The organism is Paenibacillus sp. FSL R7-277 (assembly GCF_000517965.1).
Classification (GTDB): domain Bacteria; phylum Bacillota; class Bacilli; order Paenibacillales; family Paenibacillaceae; genus Paenibacillus_AQ; species Paenibacillus_AQ silagei.
Window position 1 is genome coordinate 47,874 of sequence record NZ_ASPX01000045.1, and the last position, 12,504, is coordinate 60,377.

General features: G+C 47.6%; 10 protein-coding genes and 1 pseudogene. 7 read left to right on the forward strand and 4 right to left on the reverse strand.

Annotated elements, in window-relative coordinates; all coding sequences use genetic code 11:
* Positions 1-4 precede the first annotated feature (4 nt).
* Positions 5-1,846 (reverse strand): alpha/beta fold hydrolase, encoded by a 1,842-nt coding sequence (locus C173_RS15765; RefSeq protein ID WP_036726278.1) that lies wholly within the window; start codon positions 1,844-1,846, stop codon positions 5-7.
* A gap of 59 nt (positions 1,847-1,905) precedes the next feature.
* Positions 1,906-2,472 (reverse strand): TetR/AcrR family transcriptional regulator, encoded by a 567-nt coding sequence (locus tag C173_RS15770; RefSeq protein WP_036726280.1) that lies wholly within the window; start codon positions 2,470-2,472, stop codon positions 1,906-1,908.
* Between the two features lie 129 nt (positions 2,473-2,601).
* Here C173_RS15770 and C173_RS15775 point away from each other — a divergent pair, with 129 nt between their 5' ends.
* Positions 2,602-3,858, forward strand: coding sequence for a mechanosensitive ion channel family protein (locus C173_RS15775; RefSeq protein WP_036726282.1), 1,257 nt, complete (start codon positions 2,602-2,604; stop codon positions 3,856-3,858).
* A gap of 29 nt (positions 3,859-3,887) precedes the next feature.
* Positions 3,888-4,545 (forward strand): annotated as a pseudogene (locus C173_RS15780) (Rpn family recombination-promoting nuclease/putative transposase).
* Positions 4,546-4,607: 62 nt separating this feature from the next.
* Here C173_RS15780 and C173_RS15785 read toward each other — a convergent pair.
* Positions 4,608-4,928, reverse strand: a complete 321-nt coding sequence (locus C173_RS15785; protein ID WP_235191907.1) for a helicase — start codon at positions 4,926-4,928, stop codon at positions 4,608-4,610.
* A gap of 82 nt (positions 4,929-5,010) precedes the next feature.
* Between C173_RS15785 and C173_RS15790 the strand changes: the two genes are divergently transcribed.
* Together C173_RS15790 and C173_RS15795 are read left to right on the forward strand one after the other, a co-directional pair.
* Positions 5,011-5,352: a DUF6155 family protein gene (locus tag C173_RS15790; RefSeq protein ID WP_268748451.1), complete on the forward strand. Its 342-nt coding sequence runs from the start codon at positions 5,011-5,013 to the stop codon at positions 5,350-5,352.
* Between the two features lie 136 nt (positions 5,353-5,488).
* Positions 5,489-6,406: a VOC family protein gene (locus tag C173_RS15795; protein WP_036726285.1), complete on the forward strand. Its 918-nt coding sequence runs from the start codon at positions 5,489-5,491 to the stop codon at positions 6,404-6,406.
* Positions 6,407-6,503: 97 nt separating this feature from the next.
* Here C173_RS15795 and C173_RS15800 read toward each other — a convergent pair whose 3' ends face one another.
* Complete coding sequence (locus C173_RS15800; protein ID WP_036726286.1) at positions 6,504-8,834, reverse strand: helix-turn-helix domain-containing protein; 2,331 nt, start codon at positions 8,832-8,834, stop codon at positions 6,504-6,506.
* 254 nt (positions 8,835-9,088) lie between these two features.
* Between C173_RS15800 and C173_RS15805 the strand changes: the two genes are divergently transcribed.
* From C173_RS15805 to C173_RS15815, 3 genes are read left to right on the forward strand one after another with little or no spacing between them, the layout of a single operon-like run.
* On the forward strand, positions 9,089-10,027 hold the full coding sequence (locus C173_RS15805) for an ABC transporter permease (RefSeq protein ID WP_036726287.1): 939 nt from the start codon (positions 9,089-9,091) through the stop codon (positions 10,025-10,027).
* A 10-nt stretch (positions 10,028-10,037) separates the two neighbouring features.
* Complete coding sequence (locus tag C173_RS15810; RefSeq protein WP_036726289.1) at positions 10,038-10,922, forward strand: carbohydrate ABC transporter permease; 885 nt, start codon at positions 10,038-10,040, stop codon at positions 10,920-10,922.
* Positions 10,923-10,960: 38 nt separating this feature from the next.
* Positions 10,961-12,502: a DUF3502 domain-containing protein gene (locus tag C173_RS15815; protein ID WP_036726291.1), complete on the forward strand. Its 1,542-nt coding sequence runs from the start codon at positions 10,961-10,963 to the stop codon at positions 12,500-12,502.
* The last annotated feature ends 2 nt before the right edge of the window (positions 12,503-12,504 follow it).

Below are 12,504 nucleotides of genomic sequence, written 5' to 3' on the forward strand. Positions count from 1 at the left end.
TGTATTAATTTCCTAGTACATAAGAAGCCGTCTCCGTCGGATGGCTAAGAGGAAAATGATGACCATAGGGAACAACGTCAATCTTTCCAAGCTGTACTGGAGTAGAATAGCGCCGATCTTGATCGCCCCAAATAATATGAAGATTAGCACTCGGTACTTTGGTGAAATCACCCCGATAGTTTTTCGACAGGAAACGATTGAGCTGAAGAGTTGTATTTAAAATTCTAGGCGAAGTAAAGCTGCTGCGTACTTTGGCAATATAATATTTCGGAATGCCCTCTATATTTTCAAACAGACCATTGCCAATTAAATAACGTTCCAATGAACTAGCCGTTGCTAACTTTAATGCCCATTTGTTCAACAATGGAGGAGCATTAAACGATTTGTGATTTTTCTTCGTAACAGGTGGCTGAAGTAAAGTAATAGTATTCTTCGTATCCAAGTACTCTCGCGCTAACGCTTCCAGCAGAATAACCGCTCCGAAGGAATGGCCAATCCAATGTGCGCCCTGAGCAGCTTTTCCTGATAACTCCTTCACTACATTCAAATAGAGATCTATAAGGTTCTTCTCATGCTTAAAAGGGGAACGTCCTAAACCTGGAAGATCCGGAATCCATACAGGTTGACCCGTTTTTTCATGAAGCTCCACTCCTAAGGGAAATAAATCCTCCCCATCACTCAACAAACCGTGGAATAAAATAAATGGCCTACCCTCTCCTTGTATTTGATGAATCACAGTGTTTCCGATTAAGGTTCGTTCAAATACATGATTATGCTGGTTATTTGGGTACATCAAGCGATAATCCAAATCTGCTACTACGGCCGGGAAAAAATTCATGACACTCGTCTTAGTAAACCAATCGGCTCCCATGACTTTTTTCGGCAGATCATTTGAAAACGTTCGATTTGTAATAAAGTTCAGTCCATCCGATGGAATTCGTGTGATTTTACTGAGCCCGCTGTTCATAAGTGCCTTCATGAAGCGAAGGGGGACAGAAATCTTAGGTGCGGCCATATTCATACTTTCTGACATCACGCCTAATAACTCATCTATATCCGGATCAAGCGGTTTGTCTGGAACAAGGGTATAGGTTCGAATAGACGACGGCTCCAGCTTAACAACCTGAACAATAAACTTCGCCAGCGCATCGTTTGCAATCAGTGGTAATTTATACCCCTTGCCTCCAGGTATAACTGGCATCAGCACTCTGCGCATACTCTCCACAAGCAAGCCTAAGCCTGCTACCTGCTCCGTACTTCCTGTTGTACTGCTGCCGACTACAGTTGGCGGATTAATCACAGACAGCGGATAACCTATTGCGGATGCCTGCTGGCGAATATACAGATCTGCTAGGAATTTTGTTCTTTCATACGGATTTTTAATTTTCAAATAGTCGTGCCCTTCTTGGAACACATCAATTTCCACCTTGCTATTATCATCATCAAAAGGGCTCATATATCCAACGACATGAATAAATTGCTGCAGACCCTTCAATTGATGGATACGTTTAGCGAATTCACTGATATGCTTAGCACCGTTTAAAAATACAGAGGTTGCCTCTTGCGTTGTCGCTTGAATATCCATTTGTCCGCCTGCGTGAATAATAACATCCGTGCTCAGTACCTTCTTCTTATCTTCATCACTTAGACCTAAATCTGGGTTCGTCAAATCACCTTCAATAAAGTGCATGGCTGTCTCGTTGAAAAACCCTTTTTCCTGAAAAACGCGTGTTGCTTTACTTTTCGATCTTACTAAAAGAAAAATCGTAACATCCTCTTTAAGAAGCTCCTCCACGAGTTGCCTCCCAATAAAACCTGTTCCACCTGTTAAAAATATTGTTCTCACATCATCCGCTCTCCTTTTTAGTACTGATTGGTACTAATTTTGTGTAAAAAAAATGCTTCTTATCGAAGCAAGTTGAAAAAGTGGCTGGCTGTTCTCGTGATCACCGTTGCATCCTTCAATGTCTCTGCAAGAAACAGCGCTCCTTCAAGATTCGTTATAAAAAGTGCTGCTACCTCGTCTATATGAATCGTTTCTCTAAACTCGCCTTTTTCTGCTCCTTGTTGTAGTAATAGAGAGATTTTCATTTGTAATCCTGTGAAAAAGAGACCTATTTTTTCCTTGATGTGCGTAGCTTGTGCCGGAGTTTGAATATAAAGTGTAATAAACGGACAGCTCCCCTTATAGTCTCTTGCCTGAACTCCCTCCGTTAAATGCTTTAAAAACATCTGGACACGATCTTCAACGGATAACTGGTTCTGAGAAAGGATTTGATCCATTGCCCGCTCATACGTTTCAATCCAATAATCAACGACCCCTGCTAACAATTCTTCCTTATCCGCGAAGTGATAATATACATTAGATTTGGACACTTTGCTTACACGTACTAATTCATCCATGCTGGTATAAGCAAATCCCTTTTCTAAAAATAAGGCTGCCGCGACTTCAAGCACACGTTTTTGGTTCATGATTTTTGCCTTTGTCATGAGTAGAACTATACAGTACTAAATTGAGCGTTGCAAGTATTTTTATTTTTGCATAACACCTATTTATCCTCTATAATTGTAGGCTACTATGCACCCAGTCAGGAGGAAATGATGAATTTTATACAAGAGCACCTAGCAGGATATGGAATGAGCGAGCAGATGGTTGTGTATCTCTCGAACATCATTATGGTTTTATGTATTGCTTTACTCTCTATAGTGGCTAATCTTGTTGCCAAAAAAATCGTACTGAAGATCATCATCCATATCATTCATAACAACCGGTATACGTGGGATAATATCTTTTTGGAGAAAAAAGTATTTCACAAGCTGTCGCATCTCGCTCCGGCCTTTATCATTTATTACGCGGCGCCTATTTTTCCGCTGTATCAGTCTTTCATTGTAAAGTTCGCCTTAGCTTATATGATTATTGTAACGATCACGGTGTTTAATGCCCTGCTTGATGCCATCGATGCTATTTATCGTACGTATGAAGTGTCCAAGATGAGGCCGATCAGAGGCTACATTCAGGTTGCAAAGATTATACTGTATATTATTGGTGCGATTGTGGTGATTTCTAACCTCATGGGTCAGAATCCGCTGATTCTGCTTAGTGGACTGGGCGCTTTATCCGCTGTTCTGATGCTAGTGTTCAAAGATTCGATATTGGGCCTCGTGGCAGGTATTCAATTATCTTCTAACGACATGGTTCGTGTAGGTGACTGGATTGAAATGCCTAAATATAATGCCGACGGCAATGTAATTGATATTACGCTGAATACGGTAAAGGTGATGAATTTCGATAAAACCATTACCATGCTTCCGAGCTATGCCCTGATCTCAGACTCTTTTAAAAATTGGCGGGGGATGGAAGCCTCCGGGGGCAGAAGAATTAAACGAAGTGTGTGTATTGATACAAGCAGCATATGTTTTTGTACCAAAGAAATGATTGAGGAGTTCCAAAAGGTTCACTATCTTAGCGATTATGTCCTGACAAGATTAGATGAAATTAACGCCTATAATACGGAACATCATATCAATATGGAGAGCAAAGTGAATGGAAGACAGCTAACGAATATCGGGGTATTCCGGGAATATGTCCAAGAATATCTGCGTAATCATCCCAAAATTCATAAGGATATGACGCTCATTGTCAGGCAGTTAGCACCAGGAGACAGCGGACTGCCTTTAGAAATTTATGCGTTCAGCAATGAGACTACCTGGGGTGTGTATGAGTCCGTCCAGTCGGATATCTTTGATCACATTTTTGCGATTATCCCTCTGTTTGGACTTCGCGTTTTCCAGAACCCGACGGGCCAGGATATTGTTAATTTAAAAGAAAGGGTAATTACTTCGCATTATTTGGCATGATATAATATGGGGGAATGGAGTTGATGCTGATGCAGGATTTACTCGACCCTCGCGTGGATTTAATCTTCAAACGTATCTTTGGAAGTGAACATAACAAGGATGTATTGTTATGGAGAAGCGGACGTTATTCTATTGGAGTGAGATGTATTACCATCAGATTCCTAAGGGCAGTAACTATAATACACTGAAGAAATGTGTAACCATCAATATTTTGAACTACTCTTGCCTCAAAAATGACCGCTACCATAGCGTTTTTCACCTACGGGAAGATCATACCGGAATTTCTTTGTTGGAGGATATTGAGATCCATGTCATTGAGTTGACGAAACTAGATGAACATTCGGTGTCGCTTGAGGAAGGCGGGCTGGTCAATTGGCTGCTGTTCCTAAAAGGTGTGGACAAATCAAACTGGGAGGTGTTGGCGATGAATGAACCAATGTTAAAGAAAGCAATGGATACGTTGGAATTCTTGAGTCAAGATACCGTAGCCAGAATGGAGTATCAAGCTCGTATGAAAGCCCTGAGCGATGAGAGACGCGTATTGAGGGGGCTAGAGCGGAGGGGGAGCGTAAGAAAGCCGAGGAAATTGCCGGGAAATTACTGGCGATGGGGTTAGAGGTTGAAACTATTGCAAAAGCAGCGGGTCTCTCAGTACAGGAAGTAAAGGCATTAAGCCCACTGCAATAGTACAGTTTTCAGATAAGAGTAAAGCCAGCCTGATTGTGTGGGCTGGCTTTTTCTCTCCTATTCTACAACTCCGCCCCCCGATACCCCATCTTCCGGTAACCCTTCACCCTTTTCTTAAACATCCCCATAAGCATAGGGACCTGGAGATCGATATAATCATAAATTCTTACTTCTTCTTTGTTGACATGACTCCGGTGCAAGCGGCCGGCATATTGCTGTAAGGTGCCTGACCAGGAAATGGGATGAACCAGGAACAGTGTGTCCAGTCTGGTGTCATCGAAGCCCTCACCAATCAGCTTGCCGGTAGCGATAACGACCCGCTCCTGATCGTCGGGAATTGTGGCGATTTGAGTGCGGAGCGCCACGCGCTGTTTTTTGCCCATCCGGCCTTTCAGTACAATAATGTTCTTGGCAAAAGCCTGCAGCCTCTCTGCAAAATAGCAATTTGGCGACAGAGGAGAGGTTCTGCGCTACCCTGTTATTAAGAAGGCGATTAAGGACTTCAGTAAGGTATCCGCCAACAAGGAGCAGATTGCTGAAATTATGGTGTTCACAGTGGAGTGTGGGGTGGACTTCACCCGGGCTTACGGAGACATCGATGAGCGGTTCTATCTGACGGTGTCCAGTATTTATAGACAAGCGTTGGAATACATTATGAAGAATGATTTGGAGGAAAAATTCGTCGACCGTAGCAGAAGGTTGGCGGAACGTAGTCAGGGCATTGGCTGGAGCTTTGGAGATGCCATGGTCGAATTCTATTATCACTATTTAGGGCACATGGAGGAAGAAGAGGAGACAGAGGATTAGACTGTGCGAGCTAGGGCGGAGGCCCTACATTGTTTTCCAATATAAAGAATGAAGAAGCCTCCCTGTAGTGTATAATAAAGCAAATTAAAGCCCCTGTCCCTGGATCGGAACGGACAGAAGCTGAGGAGGAATCGTTGTGGCCAGCATCAGACAGAGAATTGTTCCGCATCTATGGTATGACAAGGAGGCGGCAGAAGCCGCCCGCTTTTACGCTACTGTGTTTCCGGAGTCCAAGGTTACGAGTGTGAACACGATTCATGATACGCCCTCCGGCGATGCGGGTCAGGTCTCTTTTGAGGTCTGGGGGCAGGCGTTCATGGCGATCAGCGGAGGTCCTTATTTCAAGCTGAATCCGGCCGTCTCCTTCTTTGTTAATTTCGATCCCTCCCGCGACCAGGATGCAGCAGAGAGATTAGATGAGGTGTGGGATAAGTTAGCGGAAGGCGGCACCGCATTGATGCCGCTTGGCAAGTATCCGTTCAGTGAGCGGTACGGCTGGATTCAGGACAAGTATGGGGTGTCCTGGCAGCTGATTCTAACGAATCCGGCAGGGGAGGAGCGGCCTGCGATTATTCCTTCCTTGTTGTTCGTGGGGGATAAATGCGGGAAGGCGGAGGAGGCGATGTCCTTCTACTTATCCGTATTTAAGGATTCGCGTCAAGGACTTCTTACCCGCTACCCCGCAGGCTCTGCGCCGGATCAGGAAGGAACGATTATGTTCGCAGACTTCATGCTGGAGAATCTGTGGTTCACGGTCATGGACAGTGCGCATAATCATCAGTTCAGCTTCAATGAAGCGGTCTCCTTCATGGTATCCTGCGATTCTCAGGAAGAGATTGACTACTACTGGGACAAGCTGTCTGCAGTTCCTGAAGCCGAGCAATGCGGCTGGCTGAAGGATGCCTTCGGTATCTCCTGGCAGATTATTCCTGCGGAGATGAATGAGATGATGAAGAAGGGCACGCCGGAGCAGCTGGCGCGTGTGACGAAGGCTTTTCTGCAGATGAAGAAGTTCGAGCTTACGGAGCTGCGTAAGGCCTATAAGGGAGAATAAGAGCGGCAACCTGCTGGAATACCAACACAAGCGATAAGGACCTAATCCTTATCGCTTCTTTGCGCGCAAATATAAGAATGTATAGGTTTCACTTGCCTCACACCTTCCCCCCGCCATCCCCCGCCCGGTACTTCTTGCGGTACTGGGCCGGGGTCATGCCGTACACCTTTTTGAAGCTGGAATAGAAGGTGTTCAGGGACGAGAAGCCGAAATGCTGCACGATGGGCTCGATCGGCGAGTCGGAGGCAATGAGCTCCTGGCAGATGAACGTCAGCCGCTTCTCGGATATTTTGTCGGTGATGGACTGGGTGGTCTCTGCTTTGTACAGACTGCGGAAATAATTGACCGACAAGCCCAGGTGATCCGCCAGCATGGTGGCAGACAGATTCGGGTCGGTGAGATGACTCTCGATGAACTGGTCCACCTGTCCGATCAGGGCGATATTCTTGGATTGGCTGCGGGCGGCCGCAATGTCTTCGAGTGTTCGGGTAATCAAGGCCTCCATCCACGGCATGACGTTATCCATTGTTTCCTGCCGAATGATCTGTTTCTCGATGGACGTCAGTCCCCACGAGCTGGGCAGCGGCTGGGAGGAATGCTCCTGGATGAGCCGGCGGATGTCCATGAACAAGGTAATCAGAGACATTTTACATTCGAAATAAGGCAGTTCCCGCAGCTTCACAACCGCTGAGCGTAAGACCTCCAGAATGACGGCGGCGTCCCCCTTGAGTATGGCCTGGGCGATCTGCCGCTCCTGGCTCACAGGCAAATGATATAATTCCCCGGGTGCAGCGGGCAGCCATTCCTTCACAATGAGCGACCGGTGTCCGAACCGGAATCGCTCCTGTGTCAGATCATACGTCTCCAGATACACCTCATGCATGTCGGTTAAGCCAGGCAACGTCCGGCCCCAGGCAATGGTAGTTCCTACGGACAAATACTGCTGGATTAACTGCCCTGCCACTTGCAGCTCCTTCGCGAATTCCTCTGACAAGGGAGCCGATAAGACTACAGCCACGTGGTCGTCCCCCATATCTACCGTCTGCAGCTTGTGCCTGGACGATTGCAGCGACTCCTGAATGATATTGGACATAGCGAACCGGAGCAGGCGCCGGTCCTTCTCCGGGTACACTCCCGAGAATTCCGCGAAGTGGTCGATCCGGAAGATGGCTACGGACAACTCATCGCTTGGCAGATCAATCCCCCATTCTACGAATTGAGCGCGGATTTCCGTTGCCGAATGGTACGTCTCCCCGAGGAAATCCCTTAAGAACCGCTCTCTGCCCAGAAATTTATTATGCCGCCATTGCTCGGTAAGCTCGTGAATCTGATTATGCTGCGAGGTAAAAACGCTCGATAAGTATTCGAGTTCATTGGCGTTCGCCTCAAGGCCGGGCTTCTCCGCCTGATGCTGCCGCATGACCCGGCTGATCAGCTCCTGAATGGGCGAGTACACCCGTTTGGAGATTAGAATAATCACCGCCAGGGAGGCCGCGAACAAGACGAGGAACAGGATCAGACTGGTGTCGCGCAGGACCGTGATTTTATTCAGAATGGCGGACTTCGGGATCATCTCAATGAAGGTCCAATCCTGGATACCCTTAACGGAGGAGTCGGCATAGACCACTAGCTTCTCCCCCTGATCCCGTGGCTGAAATAGCTTCCAGCCGCTGGCTCCCTTCATTCCGTGGCTTCTGAGCTCGGCAATCTGCTGCGGATTCATTGGCGTGCTGCTAAAAATCGTCTCGTCCCGGTCATTCAGCACGGTGATCGACCGGCTGGCGAAGTTTGAATTATTCTGCAGCAGAGTCATGAGATTATGGGTATCCACATTCATGACGAACGCGGAGATAGAGCTGCCTTTTTCATAAAATCTGACAATGGTCATCACTTCTTTGGGGGTGTTCCCGGTAAGAGGGAGAGACAAGGTTCGCGGAATGAGCACGCTGTGGTTCGCTGTTTCCGGGTCACGTAAGCGCTTAATAATATCCTGATCGTAAAAAGCGGCGGTATCATTTAACCCAAGTCTGGAGTCAATGACCGTATTCGTATAACCGTTAATGAGGTAGACCGAATCAATGGAGGGGTTGGCGTTCTTAATGTCCGTCAATTGGCTCCATACCTCATAGGTCTCGAAATCGCTGTAATGGTCCGAAAGGGCATACACCTTAAGCGTGCTGTCGTTACTGGAGGAGAAGCTGAAATCAAGCGCCCATTCCATCAGCCGTGACGTATTCCGGGCCCCGTTCACGAGGAGGGATTCCGAATGATCGCCGATTTCCTCCAGCAGTGTCTTGGAAGATTGCCCATAGAGCAGTACGAAGGAGATGCCTAAGACCAGAACGTTCGCACTGACAAAGTAAAAAATAAGCTTCATGTAGGTAGGGTGCCGCTTCAGCGAGGCGAAGAACGGTTGTCTGAATTTCATGGCTCTGGAACCTCCGTAATCATAACTGTCCGGCTCATTATAAGTAGATTTATTATAGCACACCGGATATTTTCGTCTGCCGAATCGTTTGTTTTCGGAAGAGTGTTGTTTTTGGGAAGGCGGTAAATCTGTACTTGCGGGAAGGATTAGCGTTTCTCGGAATTGCTCAGGACGCAAGGGCTTGATAAGGTGAGCGCATAGATAACGGACGCTCTTGGGGCGATGACCGGTCTTGAGGAAGGGGGGATGTACAAATGAACTATCCGCTTAACGCAGGTAAACGTTCAAAATGGAGGCATATCACGCAGAATCCTTTTCTGTATGTGATGGCTGTACCGGGGCTGTTGTTTTTCCTCGTGTTCAGTTATTTTCCTATATACGGGATTATGATTGCCTTCAAAGACTATGATTTTGCCAAGGGGATCACGGGGAGTGACTGGGTAGGGTTTAAAAATTTCGATTACTTTTTTACATCAGATGACTTCTGGACAATTCTGCGGAACACACTGCTACTCAACGTGCTGTTTATTGTGTTCACGACAGCGGCGGCCGTTCTGATTGCGCTCATGTTCAATGAGATCCGCAATAAGTATTTCAAACGGATATCGCAATCGCTTATTTTCCTGCCTTATTTCATGTCATGGATTGTGATCGGGATGATTGTCCAATCCTTATTCGGCGGGGAAGAGCCCATGATTAATGTCTGGCTGCAAAATATCGGCATGGAGCCGGTCAACTGGATGTTTGAGTCGAGTCTGTGGCCTTATATTCTGACGGTGATCCGGGTGTGGCAAGGGGCCGGTTATCTCTCGATTATTTTCCTGGCCGCCATTACAGGCATATCGGAGGATCTATATGAGGCAGCCCGCATCGACGGGGCTTCTAAACTGCAGATTGTGACGCGCATTACGCTGCCGCTGCTGGTTCCGACGATTATGATCATGACGCTGCTGGCCGTGGGCAAAATTTTCAACGGGGACTTTGCGATGATCTATGCCATCATTGGAGACAACTCGATGCTGTATCCGACTACCGACGTCATTGATACCTTTGTCTTCCGCTCCATGCGGCAGCTGCACGATTTTGGCATGTCTTCGGCAGTGGGCCTGTTCCAGTCCATTATGGGTCTGATTTTCGTCATTGCTGCCAACTGGGTAACCCGCAGGGTATCCAAAGAATCTGCTTTATTCTAGGAGAGGTACTATGATACAGAAACATAGCGCAGCGGACCGCACCTTTACGGCATTCGCCCATACGTTCATTTTGCTGTTTACTTTATTTTGTCTGTTCCCTTTTCTGCTGATGATTGCCGGTTCCTTTACGGATGAGGAGGAGCTGATAGCACACGGCTATACCTTATTCCCGCAAAAATTATCGCTGGCCGCTTATAAGGCGGTTCTGCAATCGGATGTACTGTTCAATGGCTATGGCGTTACCCTGTTCATCACGGTTGTCGGGGCCTTAAGCGCCCTGTGCATTTCCGCCATGCTCGGCTATTCACTGGCGAATAAACGGAATGTTCTGCAAACGCCCTTTCTGTTTTTTTGCTACTTGCCGATGCTCTTCTCGGGAGGGATCATTCCGTTCTATATTGTAGTCAGCCAGTGGCTGCATTTGCAGAATACGATCTGGGTGCTCATACTGACGATGTTATGCCAGCCATTCCTCGTCTTCCTGCTCGTCAGCTTCTTCCGCACCATACCTGAGGAGCTGGAGGAAGCCGCCAGAATCGACGGAGCGAATGAGATGAGAGTGTTCTTCCAGATTATGATTCCGATCTCCAAGCCGATTCTGGCTTCTGTCGGCCTCTTTTATGCGCTGAGCTTCTGGAATGACTGGTTCATGGGACTCATGTTCATCGATAATGAGAAGTTATTCCCGCTGCAATTAATTCTGCGCCGGATGGTCTCCAATATGGAAGCGGCCAGGAATCTGATTCCTTCCGGTGCTGCGATTGCAGTGACCCCACCGACGTACGGGGTGCGGATGGCGACGACGGTGCTGACCATCGGCCCGATTGTGCTGCTGTATCCGATGCTTCAGAAATATTTTGTCAAAGGTCTAACGGTTGGTGCTGTCAAAGGGTAAGCCATTCAGATTGTCCATAGATACAGGAGGGTAATGAGATGAGGTTAAAAAAATGGTTCGGCACGGCAACAACAGCGGTATTGGTGTCGTCACTGGTGCTGGCAGGCTGCGGAGGAAATGCGAAGAATGAAGGCAATACGGCGAATTCTACGAATTCCCCGTCCAGTTCAGAGGGGGCAGCGCCTGCTGCCAAAGAAGTAGTGACGCTGAAGGCCTATTTCCCGGGAGATAAACCTGCGGGGTTCGATGCTGTGCTGCAGGCAGTCAACGACAAGCTGAAAAAAGATAATATCGGAGCCGCGCTGAATATCAACTTCATGCCTTGGACCGACTACGGGAATGCGGTATCCGTGAAGATGTCTGCCGGAGAAGAGTTCGATATGTATCTGGATGCCCCTTGGCTGTCCATGAACCAGATGATCGAGAGTAAATCGTTGACGGAGCTGGATGCGGCAGTGGCTGCACGGCCTGAGCTGAAGGCGTCCATTCCGGAGGAAATGTGGGAGTATAACAAATTCGGCGGCAAAATTATGGGGATTCCGCTCGGCACCACCCAAGGCCAGCTGTATGGCGTACTGATCCGTAAGGATTTACGCGAGAAATACGGGCTTCCTGAGCTGAAAACCCTCGACGATCTGGAGAAATTCCTGTACGCGGTCAAGGAAAATGAGAAAGACATCAAGCCTTTTGTCATTAACGGAATTAAGGCCGATAAGCTGCCATTCATCCTGAGTAACTCTGCGAATCTGGCGCAGGATGAAGTACTGGAGATTGGGGTCAACATGTTCTCGTATTCGATCAAGGATAAGAAGGTCATTGGCCAATGGGAGAGCCCGACAATTGCCGATGCTTATGATCGCGTTACCAAATACTATAAGGATGGAATTATCTCCAAAAATATTGCCCAGGAGCAAAATGCCGAGACGCTGTTCAAGCAAGGTAAATATGCGGCGACCTACTATGCAGCCGATGGGGTCGAAGGGCTGAAATATTCGGAAATGCTGAAGGACGGCAGCGACAAGCTGGAGATTTTCATTCCGAACGGGGAGCAGGCTAAGCCTTATACGGCTTATCAGCAATGGAACTTCCTGTGTATCCCGACGACCTCCAAGCATTCCGATGTCACTATGGATGTAGTGAACTGGCTGTCGATTAAGGAAAACCATGATCTGATGGAATACGGCATTCAAGGAAAGGACTGGGAGCCTGTCGGCGATTCGAGCTATAAGGCGCTGTCCGGCTATACCTTCCCTGGTTATGTGCTGACCTGGCGGCCGACGCTGAATCGTACACCTGACACCATGATGCAAGATGACAAGAAGTGGTTCGACTTCTCGACCAAGACGTCCAATTTTACGCTTAGTCCAATCGCAGGCTTCAACTTCAACGCCGAGAAGGTAAAGACGGAATATGCCAAAATCACGCCGCTACACGATTCGATCTTCCTGCCGCTAAGCCAAGGCCTGATCCCTGCGGCAGAAGGAAAGAAAACGATGGAGGATAAGATGGCAAGTCTCGGCGGGCAAAAAGTAATCGATGAAATCCAGGCCCAGATTGATGCCGTTACTTCCGGGAAATAACC

What these genes read in the sequence shown, in the direction of transcription:
- C173_RS15770 (WP_036726280.1), bottom strand. Translation starts at nt 2,472, where the DNA reads ATGAACCAAAAACGTGTGCTTGAAGTCGCGGCAGCCTTATTTTTAGAA.
- C173_RS15775 (WP_036726282.1), top strand. Translation starts at nt 2,602, where the DNA reads ATGAATTTTATACAAGAGCACCTAGCAGGATATGGAATGAGCGAGCAG.
- C173_RS15785 (WP_235191907.1), bottom strand. Translation starts at nt 4,928, where the DNA reads ATGGGCAAAAAACAGCGCGTGGCGCTCCGCACTCAAATCGCCACAATT.
- C173_RS15800 (WP_036726286.1), bottom strand. Translation starts at nt 8,834, where the DNA reads ATGAAATTCAGACAACCGTTCTTCGCCTCGCTGAAGCGGCACCCTACC.
- C173_RS15805 (WP_036726287.1), top strand. Translation starts at nt 9,089, where the DNA reads ATGAACTATCCGCTTAACGCAGGTAAACGTTCAAAATGGAGGCATATC.
- C173_RS15810 (WP_036726289.1), top strand. Translation starts at nt 10,038, where the DNA reads ATGATACAGAAACATAGCGCAGCGGACCGCACCTTTACGGCATTCGCC.
- C173_RS15815 (WP_036726291.1), top strand. Translation starts at nt 10,961, where the DNA reads ATGAGGTTAAAAAAATGGTTCGGCACGGCAACAACAGCGGTATTGGTG.